At 68.8% G+C, this 16,935-nt stretch carries 18 protein-coding genes; 5 read left to right on the top strand and 13 right to left on the bottom strand.

Annotation, left to right across the window (positions count from 1 at the left end):
- Positions 1 to 97 precede the first annotated feature (97 nt).
- Positions 98 to 1,195: a class A beta-lactamase gene (gene bla, locus KEG38_RS16420; RefSeq protein ID WP_272420410.1), complete on the bottom strand. Its 1,098-nt coding sequence runs from the start codon at positions 1,193 to 1,195 to the stop codon at positions 98 to 100.
- A 37-nt stretch (positions 1,196 to 1,232) separates the two neighbouring features.
- Here bla and KEG38_RS16425 point away from each other — a divergent pair, with 37 nt between their 5' ends.
- Together KEG38_RS16425 and KEG38_RS16430 are read left to right on the top strand one after the other, a co-directional pair.
- Positions 1,233 to 1,733, top strand: coding sequence for a hypothetical protein (locus KEG38_RS16425; protein WP_272420412.1), 501 nt, complete (start codon positions 1,233 to 1,235; stop codon positions 1,731 to 1,733).
- 4 nt (positions 1,734 to 1,737) lie between these two features.
- Positions 1,738 to 2,196 (top strand): DUF421 domain-containing protein, encoded by a 459-nt coding sequence (locus KEG38_RS16430; protein ID WP_272420413.1) that lies wholly within the window; start codon positions 1,738 to 1,740, stop codon positions 2,194 to 2,196.
- A 19-nt stretch (positions 2,197 to 2,215) separates the two neighbouring features.
- Here the strand turns inward: KEG38_RS16430 and KEG38_RS16435 are convergent, their stop codons facing one another.
- The 3 genes from KEG38_RS16435 to KEG38_RS16445 all read right to left on the bottom strand — a co-directional run bounded on the left by KEG38_RS16435 (position 2,216) and on the right by KEG38_RS16445 (position 4,667).
- Positions 2,216 to 3,043, bottom strand: a complete 828-nt coding sequence (locus tag KEG38_RS16435) for a hypothetical protein (RefSeq protein ID WP_272420415.1) — start codon at positions 3,041 to 3,043, stop codon at positions 2,216 to 2,218.
- 78 nt (positions 3,044 to 3,121) lie between these two features.
- Positions 3,122 to 3,586, bottom strand: coding sequence for an SRPBCC family protein (locus KEG38_RS16440; protein ID WP_272420417.1), 465 nt, complete (start codon positions 3,584 to 3,586; stop codon positions 3,122 to 3,124).
- 76 nt (positions 3,587 to 3,662) lie between these two features.
- Positions 3,663 to 4,667, bottom strand: coding sequence for a Rieske 2Fe-2S domain-containing protein (locus KEG38_RS16445; RefSeq protein WP_272420419.1), 1,005 nt, complete (start codon positions 4,665 to 4,667; stop codon positions 3,663 to 3,665).
- Positions 4,668 to 4,757: 90 nt separating this feature from the next.
- On the opposite strand from KEG38_RS16445, the gene KEG38_RS16450 reads away from it, so the two are divergent.
- On the top strand, positions 4,758 to 5,807 hold the full coding sequence (locus KEG38_RS16450; protein WP_272420420.1) for an AraC family transcriptional regulator: 1,050 nt from the start codon (positions 4,758 to 4,760) through the stop codon (positions 5,805 to 5,807).
- Positions 5,808 to 5,811: 4 nt separating this feature from the next.
- Here KEG38_RS16450 and KEG38_RS16455 read toward each other — a convergent pair whose 3' ends face one another.
- From KEG38_RS16455 to KEG38_RS16480, 6 genes are all read right to left on the bottom strand, one after another.
- Positions 5,812 to 6,438, bottom strand: coding sequence for a hypothetical protein (locus KEG38_RS16455; protein ID WP_272420422.1), 627 nt, complete (start codon positions 6,436 to 6,438; stop codon positions 5,812 to 5,814).
- Between the two features lie 122 nt (positions 6,439 to 6,560).
- The gene (locus KEG38_RS16460; RefSeq protein ID WP_272420424.1) at positions 6,561 to 8,417 is read right to left on the bottom strand and encodes an IgGFc-binding protein; all 1,857 of its coding nucleotides are present in this window, start codon (positions 8,415 to 8,417) and stop codon (positions 6,561 to 6,563) included.
- A 109-nt stretch (positions 8,418 to 8,526) separates the two neighbouring features.
- Positions 8,527 to 8,955 carry an MYXO-CTERM sorting domain-containing protein gene (locus KEG38_RS16465; RefSeq protein WP_272420425.1) on the bottom strand — a complete coding sequence of 143 codons (429 nt, stop codon included), beginning with the start codon at positions 8,953 to 8,955 and terminating at the stop codon, positions 8,527 to 8,529.
- A gap of 47 nt (positions 8,956 to 9,002) precedes the next feature.
- On the bottom strand, positions 9,003 to 9,983 hold the full coding sequence (locus tag KEG38_RS16470; RefSeq protein ID WP_272420426.1) for a P1 family peptidase: 981 nt from the start codon (positions 9,981 to 9,983) through the stop codon (positions 9,003 to 9,005).
- Positions 9,984 to 9,999: 16 nt separating this feature from the next.
- Complete coding sequence (locus tag KEG38_RS16475; protein WP_272420427.1) at positions 10,000 to 11,214, bottom strand: DmpA family aminopeptidase; 1,215 nt, start codon at positions 11,212 to 11,214, stop codon at positions 10,000 to 10,002.
- Positions 11,215 to 11,284: 70 nt separating this feature from the next.
- Entirely contained in the window at positions 11,285 to 11,941 is a 657-nt protein-coding gene (locus KEG38_RS16480) for a TetR/AcrR family transcriptional regulator (RefSeq protein ID WP_272420428.1), read from the bottom strand.
- A 179-nt stretch (positions 11,942 to 12,120) separates the two neighbouring features.
- Between KEG38_RS16480 and KEG38_RS16485 the strand changes: the two genes are divergently transcribed.
- Positions 12,121 to 13,386: a monooxygenase gene (locus tag KEG38_RS16485; RefSeq protein ID WP_272420429.1), complete on the top strand. Its 1,266-nt coding sequence runs from the start codon at positions 12,121 to 12,123 to the stop codon at positions 13,384 to 13,386.
- A 9-nt stretch (positions 13,387 to 13,395) separates the two neighbouring features.
- On the opposite strand, the gene KEG38_RS16490 is transcribed toward KEG38_RS16485, so the two are convergent.
- Together KEG38_RS16490 and KEG38_RS16495 are read right to left on the bottom strand one after the other, a co-directional pair.
- The gene (locus KEG38_RS16490) at positions 13,396 to 14,037 is read right to left on the bottom strand and encodes a response regulator (protein ID WP_272420430.1); all 642 of its coding nucleotides are present in this window, start codon (positions 14,035 to 14,037) and stop codon (positions 13,396 to 13,398) included.
- Positions 14,034 to 15,230, bottom strand: coding sequence for a sensor histidine kinase (locus KEG38_RS16495; protein ID WP_272420432.1), 1,197 nt, complete (start codon positions 15,228 to 15,230; stop codon positions 14,034 to 14,036). Before KEG38_RS16495 ends, KEG38_RS16490 begins: the two co-directional genes overlap by 4 nt.
- A gap of 155 nt (positions 15,231 to 15,385) precedes the next feature.
- Here KEG38_RS16495 and KEG38_RS16500 point away from each other — a divergent pair, with 155 nt between their 5' ends.
- Entirely contained in the window at positions 15,386 to 16,543 is a 1,158-nt protein-coding gene (locus KEG38_RS16500; protein WP_272420433.1) for an alpha/beta hydrolase family protein, read from the top strand.
- Between the two features lie 7 nt (positions 16,544 to 16,550).
- On the opposite strand, the gene KEG38_RS16505 is transcribed toward KEG38_RS16500, so the two are convergent.
- Positions 16,551 to 16,886: a c-type cytochrome gene (locus KEG38_RS16505; protein ID WP_272420435.1), complete on the bottom strand. Its 336-nt coding sequence runs from the start codon at positions 16,884 to 16,886 to the stop codon at positions 16,551 to 16,553.
- Positions 16,887 to 16,935 lie beyond the last annotated feature (49 nt).

The raw sequence follows: 16,935 nt of genomic DNA on the forward strand, positions 1-16,935 counted from the left end.
AATGTCGCTCCCACCGCAGCAAGGCTAGCCAAACTCGACGCCAATGGGCCACATTGCGCCAGAAACGATGTGACAACCTGCGCCAGCAGGATCTATCTCATTGTAGACGCGTCAGAGCCCCCACGGCGGCTCGCGCGACATCGGCGAGGGCCCCCTCGCGCGTCTCCTCCGGCGCGCTCGAATCCGTCAAGAGGGCCACGATCACGAGCTTTCGCCCATCCGGCAGGGTCGCGATTCCGATGTCGTTCGTGGCGCCATTGCGCCCCTCGGTGTCCGCCGACGTCCCGGTTTTATGCGCCAAACGCGCGTCTAGCGGGAGACCGGCACGGAGCCGGCGAGGCCCGGTCTTCGTGGCGTGCATGATGTCGAGGAGGACCCGCGTCGACGCGGGCGTGAGCATCTCCCCGCGATCGAGCTTCAGGAGGAAATCCGCCGCCGCCTCGGGCGTGGTCGTGTCGCGGGGATCTCGCAGGTAGGCCTCGAAGGCGCGCACCTGTTCGTCCTTGGGCAATCGATCGACCGCGGCGTCCATCCCTTTGCAGGTGGACATCGCGGGCTCGTACGCGGCGAGCCCGTGGAACTGGAGCTGCAAATCCCGCTCGTATCGATCGACGTGCATGCCCGTCACGCTCGATCGGGAAAGCAGGGCATTGACGCTGTCGGGGCCGCCAATCTCGTGCATGAGGACGTCGGCGGCCGTATTGTCGCTCACGGCGACCGATTGCGTGAGGAGGTCGAGCAGCGAGAACGATTGTGCCTCGCCTTGAAGAGCCTCCGCGAGCGGGCTCCAGCAGACGCTCAGTTCGTCGCGACGCACCTCGATCTTCGTGTCGAGCGCGAGCGCGCCCGCGTCCACGCGCGCGAGCACCGCCGCGGCGAGCGGCGCCTTGAACACGCTTTGCAGGGGAAAACGCTCGCCCGCATGATGCACCCAGCGCTGCCCAGAAGTCGGCTCGACCACGGCGACGCCGAGCCGACCTCCCGACCTCGCTTCGGCCGCGGCGACGTCCCGTTCGAGGCGCGTGACGTCGAACGCACGGGGCGGGGCGGCGCAAGCGCAGAGCAGGACGGCGGCGGAGACGGAGAGGAGTGACAAACCTTGCATGATCCGCGACGAACGCACGAGGCCCGAGCCGTATTCCCGCGTCGGCGTACGTCGAGGACGCCCCCCGGACAAACCACGCGATTGACGCACGCGCGGTTGGGTCCAAGGTACGTCCGCAGGGGGAGCCGTGGTCGAAATCAAGCGGACGGGCGATCTCGAAACGAGTGAAGACCTCGCATTCGAGCGCACGAGCATGCGCGTCCGTTGCGTGGGCAGGGCCTTCCTCATCCTGTTCGTGCTGCTCGCCGCGGCGGGTCTTTTCGGGGATGGCCCGTTGAGCCACGCCCGCGCCGGCGACGAATCCGGTTTTTTCGTCCGGTACGAGCGTTTCGCCCGCGTGGACGGCACGACCCGATTCGAGATCCATCCCCACCCCCAAAACGCCGCCGCCCCGCGCCGATTCTTCACCTCGACGTCGCTCTTCGAGCGTGGTCACGTGGAGCATTACGTGCCTGAACCCTCTTCGGTCGAGATCGCCGCGGATCGAGCCGTCATCACCTTCCCGCGCGTCGAAGCGGGGGGCCTCGTCGTGCTCCTCCTGCGCCCCTCGCGCCCCGGGCTCCTGCGTTTTTCCCTCGGCGAAGAGGGCGGCCCCGCGCTCGACCTCTCGCTCCTCGTGTACCCGTGAGGCCATGGCCATGAACCTCGTCTTGCGCGCCGTCTGCGTTTACATGGCCCTCTTGATCGTCTTTCGCATCGCGGGCAAACGCGCGCTCGTGACGGTGACGACGTTCGATTTCCTGCTCCTGCTCATCATCAGCGAATGCACGCAACAAGCGCTGCTCGGGCAGGACTACTCCGTCACGGGCGCCATCATCCTCGTGGGGACGCTCGTGAGCCTGGAGCTAGGTTTGTCGTGGCTCAAGTGCCGGAGCACGAGATTCGAGCGGTGGCTCGACGGCACGCCGCTCGTCATCATCGAGGAGGGACGTATCCTGCGCGAGCGGCTCGCCTGGCTGAGCGTCGACGAGGAGGACATCCTGGAGGCGGCACACGTGCAGCACGGTCTCCTCCGCCTCGATCAGATCCGTTACGCGATCGTCGAACGAAACGGGGCGATCGCCATCATCCCCTGGCGGGAGGGTGGCTGAATGCTGCCGCTCTACACGTTCATCCAGCGTCGCCGAGCGCCTGGAGCGTCTTGCTCCACTTCTTCTCGGCCGCGATCTTCTTCGGCGACCGCTTGTCGTAATCCGGCGTCGCGGACCCGGACCAGCCGCCGCCGAGGAGGAGCGTGACGTTCTTGGCCGCCTCGTCGTCGCTCTTGGCGAATTTCACGGCTTCCCAGACCGCAATCTCGCCTCGGGGGCACGCGTCGGGCTTGATCCCGTGATCGATCGCCGTCTTGATGAATTCGTAGCTCTTGCCGACGAGCGCGCACCGGCGCTGGGCCTCGGGCAGGGTCGATCCGCGCATGTCGGCGCCGGCTTCGAGCAGCAAGGCCAGGGCGGGCGCATTGTTGTATTGCGCGGCGCGGTCGACGGCCTGGTCGAGCGCGGCGCGGTCAGGCTTCCCGGCGAGCTCCGCCTTGACGTCGTCGAGATCGCCGTCGGTCGAATAATAGGCGAGCATGCTCCCGTAGGTCATGGTGAGCGCGACGATCTGGAGCCCGCGGCCGGCCATGACGAGCAAGGCGAGCGCGCCGAAGAGGATACCGACTCGCAGGAGCGGCTTGCCTTTGGCCTCGGTGAACTTGCGGCGCACGAACCCGCCGAAGACCGTGAGCGCCATGATGAGCACGCCGGCGGCCGCGACGCCAAAGACCTCGTCCCAGTGCTTCGGCAGCGGCGTGCTCGTGCCGGACACCGAGAGCGCGAGATTGAGGTCGAACGCGGTGTTGAGCACGCCGACGAGGGCGACGAGCACGCAGGCTCCGCCGATGAGGATCCCCAAAAGCCCGACAATGCCCACGTCCGATGATGTCTTCGACTCCGCCATGCGCCGCTCCTCGTTCGTCGAGCGGAACTTATCGCAGAAAGCGGACACGATGGGAAGAGGCGCATCGCGAGCCGCCGATCAGCTCCCGCGCTCCACGAACGCCTTCAGCGCGAGCAGATCCTTGTCACACGCCTTTTTGAAGAAGCCCCCCATGAGCTTGCCGATGAGCTTCGTGAACAGGCCGCCAGGCATGTCGATGGCGGCGTGGGTCCGCAGCAGCGTCCCCGCGCCGGCGGGCTCGAATTCGTAGTCGAAGCGGTATTCGCCCTTGCCCGTGGTCCCCTTGGTCCCGTCGACCTTGAGGCCGAGGCGTTTCGCCGGGACGAACGAGGTAACCTCGAAATGCTCGGTCGCTTCCTTCCCGAACATGCGGCGGGTCTCGCGAAACTGCGTGCCCACGTCGAAGTCGCCGGGGGTGAGGCGCTCGGCCCGCACGAACCCCTGCATCCAGTTGCCAAAGCCGTCGGGGCTCGTCATCGCCGCGAAAACACGCTCGGGTGGAGCCTCGATCCGGTGCTCGGAGGTGAAGGCGAGTCGGTGCATGGGGACAGACTGCCCCATCTCGTACGGGAATGCACGAGGTTGAATACGAATGGATTTCACCCACCCGTGGGAACCTTCACGGTTCCGTCCCTGACGACGCTGGCGATGTCCCCGGTTTGTCGCGTCGTTTGTCGCCCACCGCGCGGGAGAACAGCTTGTGCCATTGCGCGATGCCGAGGTCCGCGCGGACGAGTTTATGATCACGCACGTCCGGCGTGCGCGGCGACGTCGATAACAACATGCGCCGATCGTCCGGCTGTACCAGGGCGAACTCGGTCCCCAAGGAGAGCGCCGCGAGGAGCTTGCCCACCACGGGCACCTCCACGAAATACCGCGCGAAGATCCACGTCGCCTCGCGGCTCACAGGCGTGCACGCGACGAAGGCCCACAAACGCGCTCCGAAGCGGAGGAGCAAGAGTCCAGGGAGCCGCGCGTCGATCCGGGCGCGGAAGCCACGCTTGGGGCCATCCCCATGTCTCCGCAGCGTGCCGAACGTGCGCACCGTGTCCCCCTCGACCTTCACCTCGTACGGATCGAGCCACGTCCCAATGCCCCGCAGATATCGGCCGTGCGCGAATGGCACGTGATGCATGTCGAGCATCCCCTCCATCACGCGGAGCTGCGGCAGCGGCCACACGGTCTCGTGATCCCACGCATGTCGATCCGTTTCGGGCAGCTCCTCGAACCACGGCAGCGGAGGCAAATCTGCGGCGGCGTCCCCGTGCCACAGCCACACGAGGCCGCGGTGCTCGCGCACCTCGTATCGACGAATCGAGAGATCTCGCCGGCTCGGCTTGCCTTCGGGCTCGCAGGGCATCGCCGTGCATTCACCGTCGGTCCCGAAACGAAAACCGTGATAGGGGCACGAAAGCTCGCCCGCGATCACGATGCCGAGGCCAAGGTCCGCCCCGCGATGCGGGCAACGCGCGTCGTGGGCGACGAGCTCGCCAGCTCCGTTGCGCCAAAGCACGACGGAGCGGCCGAGCCGTTGCACGGTCCGCGGGCGCTTGCGGACGTGACGCGCGGACGCGATGGGATACCAAACGTCGCGCGGGAGCGGAGGCTCCGCGTCTTCGAGCATCGGGAGCGAGTGTCTTTCGTTGCGCGTTCGTTGTGGCATGCTCATCCAACCCTCGATGATCGAGGATGCGCACCGCGAGGACCTTCGTCAGTGACATCGGACGCCAGAAACGCTGACTTCACGCGACAACCGACGCATAACGCGCGCCTCGCCGGCCGCATCGTCGACGTCGCAGCGGCGAGCGGGGTCGACACGGCCGCCCTCTGCCACGCGGCGGGTTTGTCGGGGGTGGACCTCGGTTCGCCGGACGTTCGCGTGCCCCTCACGTCGATTTACACGCTCGTGGAGCAAGCCGCGGCCGTGGTTTCCGAGCCGCTCTTCGGCGTGAAGGTCGCGTCCGGCGTCGAGGCCGAGATTTTCGACGTGCTCGGCTTCCTCGTCCTCACGAGCCCCACGTTCGGCGTGGCCATGGAGCGCATCCTGCGTTATCAGCGCCTCTGGAACGACGGCGAACGGTATTCGCTCGTCATCGAGGCGGGGCACGCGCACCTGCGTTACGAGCCCTTCGGCGCACCACGACCAGCGCACCGCCTCATGGCCGAGATGTTCGCCTTCGACGTGGGCGTCAATGCGCCGAGGCTCGTCGCCGAGCCCGTCTCCGCCACGGCCATACGATTTCGAGGCGAACCACCGCCGGACCGCGCCGCCTACGAGGCCGTATTCGACGCGCCCGTGACCTTCGCCTCCCCGATCGACGAGGTTGTCCTCCCCGCGGACATTTTCGAGCGGGTTATGCCGCTCGCCAACGAGGCCATGCACGCGTATTTCCAGCGCCACGCCGACGCGGCGCTCGCGCGGCTCGGCCCGGAAGCCTCGCTTCTCGCCCGATTGCGCACGTTCGTCGCCGATCGCCTCCCCGAAGGCTCTGCCGCACTCACCTCGGCCGCAGCCGCGCTCGGTATGAGCGCACGCACGCTCCAGCGGCGTCTGCGCGCCGAGGGCACGTCGTTCGAAGATCTCGTCGACGGCGTGCGGCGCGCCCGCGCCATGGCCTACCTCGACGCGCGCGTCTCCATTGCAGAGGTCGCCTATCTCCTCGGATATGCGGAGCCGAGCGTGTTTCACCGCGCATTCAAGCGGTGGATCGGCATGTCCCCCGAAGCGTGGCGGGCGGCGAACACGCGTCGGACGTCGCGCTGAGGACTCAGCTCGGCGGCGGGCCTTCGTCCTCGAGGTGCTTCTGCAAGAGCCCGAGCTTGTTCCGCGCGGAGAGAACCTGCTGCCGGAGCGACTCCGCCTCGCGCGAGAGGTCCTGCGCTTCGGCCTCGCGCGCGTCCTGCATGAGCTGCTGCGCGCCCTCGACCACGGCGCCGAGACCTTCGAGCGCCTGCGCGATCGAGGCCCGGAGCTCCGTGCGATCGGAGCCGTCCCCGGGCTCGCGCTTGACTGCCGCGGCGCGCTGCATGATCACGTTCACCTCGGCTGCCCGCGCGCCGAGCTGCGCGAACCGCTCGCGCAGGTCCAGGAACCGCGCGGCGCGCGCGTCGATCTCCACCACGCGGGCGTTGATCGTCGCCGCCGCGGCGGCCTGCCGGTCGCGCGCGGCGTTCACGGCCTCGACGAGCGACTTCAGGTGCTCGGCGAAACGCGCTTGTGAGGCCGCGGCGTCGCTCGTGGCCCGCGCCGCCTGCTCGAGCCCCTTCTGCGAGTTCAGCGGCGCCCGCCCGACCCCTGCGGCGAGCTCCTCGAAGCGCCGCAGCTCTTGCTCGAGGGACAGCGCTGCGGCCGCGAGCTCGCCTCCCTCGCCTCGACGACGATCGTCCTTGCTCATACGACGAGCATACCCACGGACGCATGCGGCGCGCCACAGCCCATGCGCGGCATGCGCACGCGAGGGGCGCGGGCGGGCCCGCCCTTGGCGGTTGTCGGGGTCGGGTGAACGCTTTGCGCTCTTTACTTGGGCACGGGCGGGATCACCACGTCCGTGATGGTGACGGCGTATCCGCCGGCCGGATACGCATACGACGAGTAACTGTCGAGGCCCCAAACCACGAGCCCGAACGGCCCGTCGCTCTTCGCCGTGTGCCTTCCATTCTGGCAGCCGTTCACGCCCACCTCGGCGCGCATCAGATCGACCGTCGTCACCTCGAATCGACCGTCCGATCCGACCGGTTTCCACCCGGCGATGACGCCGAGGCAATCGACGGTGACGTCGGAAAACCCCTTGCTCGTCTTCACGCGCGTGAGCGAGAGGTTCGTCGTCGGATAGGCGGGATCCGTGAAGAAGACGTAGTTCGAGAGGAACTGCTCGGGCGGCAGCATGATCACGAACTCCTCGTCGCCGAGGTTCTTCTCGAAATTCGGCGCCGTCGCGCCCTCGCGGGTGCCGCCCGGGATGTTGGAGGTATCCATGATCTGCGCGATCGAGAAAGGATGTGCGGTGTCCTGGCTCGACACGCGGAACGGTCCCGTCGCCTGAAAATCGGCGATCTGGCCCTGCGTGAGCGTCTGGGGTGCGCCGGACACGGGCGGGTCGAACGTGAACGTCGTCCCGTCGGCCACGCCGACCATGCGGTAATGAATGTTCTCCGGCTGGAGGTCCTTCCTGCGGGTCTCGTAAGGTGCGGCCACGTATTCGTTCGCGAGCGCGGAGACGGGCAAGATCTGCTGGTGCGTGGCCTCGCCGCCGGGCCCCGGAATGGGCTGCAGCCGGAAGAAGCGGTTTCCGGTGATGACGGCGACGGGTTTGTCGCTCAGCACCACGCTCCCGGAGGGATCCTGCGAGCTCGCCGGCAGCTCCCATTGCAGGTACTCCCCGGCCGAGAGCGTGAAGCTCGCCGGCATCCCCTTCGGCGCCGCGGAGAAATCGGAACCGGCCGGCAAATCGACGGTCGGGAGCAGGTCGACCTTCGTATCGTCCTCGGTCGCGAGGACGTGCGCGAAGAGCGGCCCCGGCGGCATGGCCGTGCCCTGGGGCGTCGCCATCACGATGTAGTTCGTGCCCCACGCCGAGGTCGGAAAGAGCAGCTCTGCGCTCGGGAAAAACGACTCGGCGCCTCCGTACGGAAGAATGTCGTACGCGCTCACGGGCGTGTCGGAGACGATATGGAACGCCTCGCCACGGCCCGTGCCCGGGACGAGCGTCGGCTCGGCGATCGCGGGCGGGACCGGGCACGTCAGGGGTTTGCCCGTCTCCGGCATGATCGAATTCGGGTCGTGCGAGAGGAAGAGCACCGCGACCTCGCCCTCCGGAATGCCCTCCGCCGGCACCGCGGGCCACGACGACTCGGGCATCCCGTTCTTGGGAATCCGGCCGAATTTCGTGACGTCGTACGATTGCCCGCCGCGCGTGACCGAGACCTTCGCGGGCCGGGACCAGGTGTTCGTCAGGAAAACCGCGAAGCAGGGCGGGAGCGCGGGCGGATAGGAGCCGGGCGTGGTGACGCGGAAATTGCAGCCGACGTTGCCCTTGCTATCGGCGGCGGCGTCGCACGCGGGCGCGCACGCCCCGTCGAGGCAGCCCTGATCGGCGGGACAAACCGAGACAACTTGCCCGGCCTCGTCGACGATCGAGCGCAGATCGGGGCTGCAGCCGAGCGTCCCGTTCGCGTCGGGCCCGCCGTCGAAGAACACGGCCCCTTCGCCGCCCGCGCCGCCATTGCCTCCCACGCCGCCGCTCGCGCCGACGCCCCCGGCCCCGCTGCCCTGCGAATCCTGCCCGCACGTCCACGTCGCGAACGCGACGCACAGGGCGAGCGTGCACTGGACGGCCGCCACGCTCGCTGCTCGAAACTTCGACCTCGTCGTCATCGCCGCCTCCGCTCCGAATCGCCCGATTGCGTATCTCGGGCCCGAACGGACAGGAGACGCGAGTTCCCGAGGCCCGTCAAGGCCCAGGTCGCCGGCAATGACAATCCGTTCAAGAGCCCGTAACCCGGGCCATCCGACGACGCCGCGCGAGCGCAATGCCCAGGCCGGCTGCGAACACGAAAAGCCCCGCGCCCTCCGCGGCCCCCGCCGTCGTACACCCGCCGCAGCCGCCGCCGACCACGCGTGTCTCGGGCTTCACGCCCGCCGGGCAGAAGAAGACCTCATCGCCGGCTCCCATCTTGTGACGACAAGCCTCGGCGAGCCCTTTTTCACGGAGAGGGCCGGCGCAGCTCTCGAATTCCGGCTGATTGCCGGGATCCCGACCATAGTGCCAGTAGCATTTCTGACAGTCGAGCCCGTCGGCGTCGCACACGTTGCGGGGCCCCGCCACGTCGGCCGCGGCGAGGGCGGTGAAGGTCGAAATCACGATGACAAGGAGTGTCGAGAAGAAGATGCGCACGTGCGCCTTGTAGCCCATGGCGTGAGAACTGTCGATCGCCTCTTGGACTTACACCCGGCTTCCGGTCAACGTCCGACGAATGCAAGGGACGCCACGATCTCCGCGGGCGCCTTTTCGACCGTGCGCCCCTTCCGCCCCGTCACCGCCGTCGCTTCCCCGAGCGCCTTCCCCAGCGCCGCCCGCGCCGCACGGGCCGCCGCGTCGAAAAGCGGGCCGAGCCCGTCGTCCCCGAGCCTGCGCGCCTCGTAAAGCCGCTCCGGCGGCGCCGTGAGGGACCCGTCGATTGCATTCGCCACCGAAAACGCGAGCGCGAGCCGCCCCTCCTCGCCGCCGATCGTCACGGCCGCGTCGATCCCACGCAGAGCCGCCTCGCCCAGCCATCGAAGCTCCGCGGGAAAGAGCGGCGCATCCGTCGCGACGATCGCCACGAATCCAGGTGAAACCGCGCGCACGGAGCTCGTCCCTCGCGGCGCCCCGCCGTTTGCCACGAGGAGCACGCCCACGACGAATGCATCGGCGCCGATACGCGCCGCGGCCGACGCGTCCCCCACGCCGCCCTTGTACCCGAGGGCCACGAGCCCCCGGCCCACGCCCACGCTCCCGCAGGCCGGCGCCTCGCCACGCGCCGCATCGCACGCCGCGATTACATCGTCGTGCTTCACCCGCCGACGCCGGAGATCATTCAAGTACCCATCGTCGATTCCCACCACGACGGGCGGCCATCCATCGTCGACCGGCAATTCCGGGTCCCGCTTGTGCCCCCGCGTGATCAAAGCGTCGTAGGCCGCGCCCACGCTCGTCGCATTACAAAGCACGATCGGCGACGCGAACGTGCCGAAATCTTCCGCCACCTCCACGCCCGTCCAGGCGAGCGCGCCGCCGGCCGCGTACGCGCCGAGGGAAAACTTTCGATGGCGCACGGACGGCGGGCATGGCAAGATCACGGTCACGCCCGTTTGCACATCGTTCTCGGCCACGGTCACGTGGGCGACCTCGACGCCGGGGACGTCGGTGATCGAATTGCGCAGGGTGCGATCGGCCGGCATGGTCTCCGCTTGGCTCCTAACGCCCCGGAATCGGGCGCCCGTATTTGCGCATGATCTCCGGCAGCCGGTCGACCGGCAATGCGTAGGCCGTATTCCCTTGGATCCCGGTCATCGTCTGGGCCATCGCGAGGGCATTGAGCACGGCCTCTTCCGTGGCCTCGACCGCCGCCTCGTGCGCCACGCTGATGTGCTCGTCGTTCCAGACGGGCACCGCCGTCGACGCCGCGCCGCGCCGCACGCGGACGCCCGTCGAAAAGAAAAGCAGCAGATCGCCCGAGCCGTGCATCGACACCGCGCCGGTCCGCCCGAGCCCGAGCGCCATCCGCTTCGCGAGCCGACCGAGCTGCACCGGCGTCATGGGCGCGTCCGTGGCGCCGATGATCAAAATCGATTTCGACTTCCGGCCCTCGTAGGGCATTCCCTCGGTGATCTCTCGACCCACCGGCACCCCGTCGATGCGGAGCTGCGCCCTCCGGCCGTGGTTCGCCTGCACGAGCACGCCGAGCGTATAATTCCCCATCGCGGCGGGAAGCCGCCGCGACGCGGTCCCGATGCCGCCCTTGAACTCGTAACACAACATGCCCGTGCCGCCGCCCACGGCCCCCTCCTCGACGGGACCGCTACGCGCCGCGAGGATCGCCTCGCGCACGTGCTCCTCCGTGAGGTGTCGACCCTCGGCGTCGTGCAGGAACGCCGCCCAGGTCTCGCCCACGATCGGCGTGGGGACGGGCGCGCTGTCGCCGATCTCCGGGTATTTTTCGAGCATCCACGCGAGCGCCCCGTCCATCACGCGGCCGATGTTCGAGGTGTCGGTCAGGAAAATCGGCGTCTCCAGGAGGCCGTGCCGATCGAGCGTGGAGACGCCCGTGAGCTCGCCATTGCCGTTCAGCGTGAAACGCGCCGCGGGGACATTGTCCCGCCAAACGTCGTCGCCTGGCAGGATCACGGTCACGCCCGTGCGGATCGGCCCGCGGCCGGGCACGAGCGGGCCTTCGCCCTCGATACGCGTCAAGTGCCCCACGCGCACGCCGGGCACGTCGGTGATCGCATTCCAGCGGCCGGGCGTGAGCGAACCGATCGCGATGCCGAGATCCCGGAGCCTCCGGCGAGGCGAAGGCGCGCGGGGCGCCTCGGCCGGTACAACGCTGCAACCCGCGCTGATGGCGGCGAGCGCGCCGCCAGCCAGGAGCGCGCGGCGCGAAACTCTCCCGGTGTCGCTCTTCACGGCCATCGCCGCGAGTATGCAGGTTCGAACCGCGGTTGGGAAGCTCTTCACGCGGTCACGGACGTCCCCCTCGCCTTCACGCGCGCTCGCGCCGCCGCCTCCGGCCTCGGGGGCGGCTCTCCGCTTCGGGGCGATCGCCGAGCAGCTGGCGGACGAGCAAACGCGCGAACGGCGCGGCCCCCGCAGGTTCGTGGAGGTTTGCGGGGACGAACCCCTCGCAAAGGCGCGGCGCGAGGCAAACCATGTGAATGGCGGACCAGAATGCGGCGACGCGGAGGCGTTGCTCTTCCTCCGAGACCGCCGGCAAGGCGGGGCGTACGCGGCGAAAAAACCCTTCGAGGAAGTCGCGATACCCCTGGACCGCCGGGCCCGTGTAGTCCTGACGCGTGATGGCGTCGTGCAGGTGCGCCGCGCTGAGGCGTGGGTACCGGACGGCGTCCGGCAAAAACGCAGGCACGAAGCGTTCGAGCGCGGCGCGGACGTCCCCGCCCTCGGCCTCGACGAGCGCGTCGAGCTCGACGAGCTGCCCCCCGAGTCCATTCTCCAAGGTCCGCGCGAGCACCACCTCGACGAGCCGCTCTTTGCTCCCGAAATAGTAGTTGATCGCGGCCACGTTCACGCCCGCTTCCTGGGCGATCGCGCGCACCGTGAGGGCCTCGATCCCTTCCCGCTCGATGACCCCGATCGCGGCCTCGATGATCCGCTCGCGCGCGCCGCCCTGCTCGCTGTCCATCACGGCCCTCGGTCTTAGCCCAGATCCCGCGAGGCGGTCGAGCCCCCCGAGCGCTCCCTGCCGTGGCCGGCGTCGAAATCCTGCTACTCGTTGAACGAATCCTCCGCCTCAAACAACTGTTTGAAACAACCGTTTGAACTGCCGCGTCGCAGGGCGCGCGCAGGCAGGAGAGGTGCGTCATGAGGGAAGAAAACGCCTGGAAAAGGCGGGGGTTCGGGTTCGTCTTCGTGGGATGCGTAACCGCCGTGGTGCCGGCATGCGGCAGCGAGCCGGAGCGCACGCCGACATGGTATCGGGACATCCAGCCGCTGGTCGATCGCTCCTGCGCCGCGTGCCACGACGGAAGCGGCGTGGGTCGGGTGAACCTGCGCGACGCCGCGACGGCGCGGGCGCTCGCGGGCACGATGGCCGCGCGCGTGGAGTCGGGCGAGATGCCGCCCCCCGCGCTCGATCCATCGTGCCGGCCCTATGCCGGCGCGGAGAAGATGTACCTCGGCCCGGACGATCGCGCGCGCTTTCGCGCCTGGGCCGACGCAGGCGCGCCGCTCGGCGATCCAAGCGAGGCGACGACAAAGCCGGGCAGCGTCGCGCACATCGACGACCCGGATCTCGTGCTCGAAATGCCCGAGGCCCACGAGGTCACTCCGGACGACGACGGCAATGAATACTGGTGCGTGGTGCTCGACAATCCGCTCGCCACGCCCGCGTGGATCCAGGCGATCGAGGCGGTGCCCGGCGACCCGCTCGTCGTGCATCACATCGGGCTCTATCGGGACGCGGGGCACGACGCGGGCGCGGGGTACGGCGTTCCGCCGGGCACGAAGGGGTTTTCGTGCCGGGATCCGGTGCTCGAGCTCGATTGGCAGCTCCTGCACGCCTTCGCACCGGGCGTCGGCGTCATGGAGCTTCCGAAGGACACGGGCATCCGGCTCGATCCGGGCGAGCAGATCGTGATCCAGATGCATTATTACGCGCCGAAGTCGGGCGCGCTGGATCGGTCGGCATACCGGATGCGCCTCGCGACCGAGGCGCCCGCCGCGGAGGTCTTCATGGACGTCTTCGGCCCCGTGCCGTTCACGATCCCCGCGGGCGCCTCGCAGCACGTCGAGCGAAGCGTGATCACGAACGAGGGCCCGAAAGCCACGATTTACGGCCTCCTACCGCACATGCACCTGCTCGGCCGCTCCTATGACGCGTGGATCGAGGATGACGCAGGCGCGAACGCGTGCGTCGCGCGAGGCGATTTCGATTTCCACCACCAGGCGCTCTACATGTTCGACGAGCCAATCCCGTGGCAGCCGGGACAGCGGTTCGTCACCGAATGCACCTGGGACAACTCGGCGACCGGAAAAGGGCAAACCCATTTCCCGCCGCTCGACATCGCCTGGGGCGAAGGGACGAACCAGGAGATGTGCTTCATGGTCGCGTACCTGTCGCGGCCTTGAAGCACCTCGCTAGATATATCCGAGCTCGATCGCCCGCAGCACGGCCTTCGTCCGGTCACGCACGCCGAGCTTCGAGAAGATGCTCGATGCGTGGTTTTTCACGGTGCCCTCGGCCGTCCCGAGCATTTCGGCGATCTCGCGGTTGCTCGCCCCCGAGGCCATGAGGCGCAGGACCTCGACCTCGCGCGCCGTGAGCGCGGTGGGCGGCTCGATCACGGGGACGTCGGGCTTCAGGCGGTCGAGCCCGCGCAGGACGCGCTCGGTGATCGCCGGGTTCCAGAGCGTCCCGCCGGAGGCCACCGTGCGAATCGCCTCGGCGAGCTGCTCGAGGCCGATGTCCTTCAACAAAAACCCCCGCGCCCCGAGCCGGATCCCCGCGGCCGCGACCGCGTCGTCGTCGAACGTCGTGAGCAGGATCGTGGGCGGCACCTTCGGCTTTCCGCGCAGCGCCGTGAGCACGTCGAGCCCGGTTTTTCGTGGCATTCGTACGTCGAGCAGGAGCACGTCGAGCGCGGTCGTGGCCACGATCGCGAGCGCCTCCTCCCCGTCGCTCGCCTCGGCGGCGACGCGGATGTCGGGCGTGAGCGCGAGCAGGCTCTTGATGCCCTGCCGCACGAGCGTCTGATCGTCCGCGAGCAAGACGTGAATCACGGCGCAGTCATCGTCCTCTGGCGCGGCGGGACGACCGCGCGCCATTCAAAACCTTTGCCCGGACCAGGCGTCACGGTCAAGACCCCGCCGAGCGCCTCGATCCGCTCGCGCAAGCCCAGAAGGCCGCTGCCTTCCGTGGCGCTTGTCGCCCCTCGCCCGTCGTCACGCGCTTCGAGCACGACACCTTCTGGCTCCTCGGCGAGCCGGATCCATAGGTTCTCCGCGCCGCCGTGGCGCGCGGCATTCGTGATCGCCTCCTGCACGCCACGAAAGAGCGCGTGGGCCAGCGCGTCGTCCTCGACCACGAGCCCCTCGGCCAGATCGACGTGCACCCGGGGGCGCGGCAAACCCGCGGCGAGCGCTTCGATCGCGCGTGGCAGGTCGAGCGTGCGCTCCTCGCGCATCGCGCGCACGACGCCACGCACCTCGGAAAGCGTGCTCTTCGCGAGCTCGTGCGCTCGCGCGAGGGTCTCTTCGCCGGGCGACGTGCGGCGCGCGAGCTCGAGGTGGATGCTCATCGCCGTGAGGTGATGCCCCACGGCGTCGTGCAATTCGCGCGCGATGTGCAGCCGCTCGGCCGTGCGCGCGCTCTCGGCGAGCATCACCTGTGCGGCGCGGAGCTCGGCGTTGACCCGCGAAAGCTCGGCGCGCGCGACCGCCTCGTGTCGCGCCACCGTCCCGATCGTCGTCGCGAAGAGCTGAAAGCCGAGCACGCCGGCCGTCCAGAACGCCGCCTGCGCCACGTCGGCGCGTCCCACGTAAAACGGAAAGATCGCCACGGTCTGCGCCGCGACCCAGCCGAGCGCCGCGCCGCGCGAGAGGAGGAGCGACGCCTGCGCCGCGACGATCGCCAAAAGCCCCGCCTCGAGCCACAGGTTCCGGAGGTGCACGAGCACGAGCGCGGAGATCGATTGCACCACGAGCAGCACGATCCGGCTCCTCGGCCCGAGCCTGTCGAGCCGCGACGCGCTTGCGAGGAACGCGCCCAGATACGCCGCGTGCGCCGCGAAGCTCACCGCCGCGGTCGAATCCAGAAGGCGCGCCGGATCCCGCACGAGCGGCAGCAAGAACGGCTGCGCGATCGCGGCCCACGCCAGCGTTCCCGCGACGAAGAGCAGCATCCGGGTGGGCGGCGGCCGGTCCATGCGCGGCGCATCGTAGCGCCTCTCACGCGCGCCTGTGCCGAAAGTCATGGTGGAAATCGACCTAGGACCATGACCACCGGCACAGGCCCCCTCCTCTTTCGCGCCCCACGATGGAGGTCATGGCGAACTTCACCTCGTTCCTCCCGACCTCGAACGAAACCCGCACCACGGACAGCGCCCCGCCCTGCTACGCTCCCTCCGCGATGACCGAGACGACGGCGGCGGAGGCGCCTCGAAAGCGACGAAAAATCGGGCGAGCCGTGCTCCTCGTGATCCTCGCGGCGATCGTGCTCCTCGCGCGGCCCGCGGATCGGCACCTGCGCGCGGCCTCGCTGCTCCTTCGTTTCGCGGACGAACGAGCGCAGGGGTTCTTGCCGGAGTACGGAAAACACGCGCTCGAGGAAAGCCTGACCGAGGTGCCCTCCACGCGTGGCCCCGTACGGGCGCGCGTGTATTCGCCCGTGGGCGTGGCGAATGCGCCGGGCGTGGTGATCGTGCACGGCGTGCATCGCCTCGCCATCGACGAGCCGCGCCTCATGCGGTTCGCCCGCGCGATCGCGGCGTCGGGCGTCGTCGTGCTCACGCCCGAGGTGAAGGAGATCGCCGATTATCGTATCGATCCGGCCTCGATCGAGACGCTCGGCGCGGCCGCGCATTCGCTGCGCGAGCGCCTCGGCGACCGGCCCGTGGGCCTCATGGGCATGAGCTTCGCGGGCGGGCTCGCGCTCCGCGCTGCGTCGGACGGGGCGTTCGCCAAGGACATCGGGTTCGTCGTGGCAATCGGGGCGCATCACGACATGCGGCGCGTGCTCGAGTTTTTCAAGAAGAACGAGACCTCGTGGCCGGACGGGCACAAGGAGGCGCTCGCCGCGCACCCGTATGGCGCGTTGGTCCTGCTTTATTCGCACGTCGAGGCCCTCGTCCCGCCGGCCGACGTGGCCGCGGCGCAGGGCGCGATCCGGCTCTGGCTCTGGGACGATCGCGAGGCCTCGAAAGCGAAGCTCGCGGAGCTCAGTGCCGAGGCGAGGACCAAGGTCGAGGCGCTGCTCGAAGGAAAGGCCGACGTGCCGGCGCTCATCGACGAGATGACGAAACACCCCGAGCAAGCGCTCTCGGTCTCGCCCGCGGGGCACCTCGGCGAGCTACACGCTCCGGTGTTCTTGCTTCACGGCGCGACGGATTCGGTGATTCCGGCCTCGGAGACCCAATGGCTCGCCCACGACGTCCCGCCGGCGCTGCTCCGCGCCGCGCTCGTGACGCCGGCCGTCGAGCATGTCGAGCTCCTCGGAGAGCCGTCGTTCGCGCAGCAATGGGAGCTCGTCCGGTTCATGGCGGACGTGCTCGACGTGGCGAACGACTGAGCGACGCTCACTGCGTGCAGGCCAGATAAACCCGCAGCGCTTCGAGGTCGGTCTCGCTCAGCTTGCCGGTCGGAGGCATCGCGCCTTCCGCGGCCTCGCTGTACATCTCCGCCGCCTCTGCCTTGATCTCGTCCGCCGACGAGAAATCGTATCCGCCCGCCGGCGTCCCGTTGGCGTAATTCGGATTGTGGCAAACCGTGCAGGAATTGGTGATCACGCTCAGGCCCGCCGTCTGCTGCGCGGACGAGTCGGGCGGGCACTCGCCGAGACCCTCGCTGTCGCTCCCGCAACCCGCGAGCGCGCCAAACGCGGCCACGGAAAACGCGAGTAAGCACACAAGCATGTTCTTTTGCGATAGCGTGGACATAATTCCCACTCTACCGGGATGGCGC

It is taken from the genome of Polyangium jinanense, assembly GCF_028435265.1.
Taxonomy (GTDB): Bacteria; Myxococcota_A; Polyangia; order Polyangiales; family Polyangiaceae; genus Polyangium; species Polyangium jinanense.

What these genes read in the sequence shown, in the direction of transcription:
- KEG38_RS16430 (WP_272420413.1), top strand. Translation starts at nt 1,738, where the DNA reads ATGGCCATGAACCTCGTCTTGCGCGCCGTCTGCGTTTACATGGCCCTC.
- KEG38_RS16435 (WP_272420415.1), bottom strand. Translation starts at nt 3,043, where the DNA reads ATGGCGGAGTCGAAGACATCATCGGACGTGGGCATTGTCGGGCTTTTG.
- KEG38_RS16440 (WP_272420417.1), bottom strand. Translation starts at nt 3,586, where the DNA reads ATGCACCGACTCGCCTTCACCTCCGAGCACCGGATCGAGGCTCCACCC.
- KEG38_RS16445 (WP_272420419.1), bottom strand. Translation starts at nt 4,667, where the DNA reads ATGCTCGAAGACGCGGAGCCTCCGCTCCCGCGCGACGTTTGGTATCCC.
- KEG38_RS16455 (WP_272420422.1), bottom strand. Translation starts at nt 6,438, where the DNA reads ATGAGCAAGGACGATCGTCGTCGAGGCGAGGGAGGCGAGCTCGCGGCC.
- KEG38_RS16460 (WP_272420424.1), bottom strand. Translation starts at nt 8,417, where the DNA reads ATGACGACGAGGTCGAAGTTTCGAGCAGCGAGCGTGGCGGCCGTCCAG.
- KEG38_RS16465 (WP_272420425.1), bottom strand. Translation starts at nt 8,955, where the DNA reads ATGGGCTACAAGGCGCACGTGCGCATCTTCTTCTCGACACTCCTTGTC.
- KEG38_RS16470 (WP_272420426.1), bottom strand. Translation starts at nt 9,983, where the DNA reads ATGCCGGCCGATCGCACCCTGCGCAATTCGATCACCGACGTCCCCGGC.
- KEG38_RS16475 (WP_272420427.1), bottom strand. Translation starts at nt 11,214, where the DNA reads ATGGCCGTGAAGAGCGACACCGGGAGAGTTTCGCGCCGCGCGCTCCTG.
- KEG38_RS16480 (WP_272420428.1), bottom strand. Translation starts at nt 11,941, where the DNA reads ATGGACAGCGAGCAGGGCGGCGCGCGCGAGCGGATCATCGAGGCCGCG.
- KEG38_RS16485 (WP_272420429.1), top strand. Translation starts at nt 12,121, where the DNA reads ATGAGGGAAGAAAACGCCTGGAAAAGGCGGGGGTTCGGGTTCGTCTTC.
- KEG38_RS16495 (WP_272420432.1), bottom strand. Translation starts at nt 15,230, where the DNA reads ATGACTTTCGGCACAGGCGCGCGTGAGAGGCGCTACGATGCGCCGCGC.
- KEG38_RS16500 (WP_272420433.1), top strand. Translation starts at nt 15,386, where the DNA reads ATGACCGAGACGACGGCGGCGGAGGCGCCTCGAAAGCGACGAAAAATC.
- KEG38_RS16505 (WP_272420435.1), bottom strand. Translation starts at nt 16,886, where the DNA reads ATGCTTGTGTGCTTACTCGCGTTTTCCGTGGCCGCGTTTGGCGCGCTC.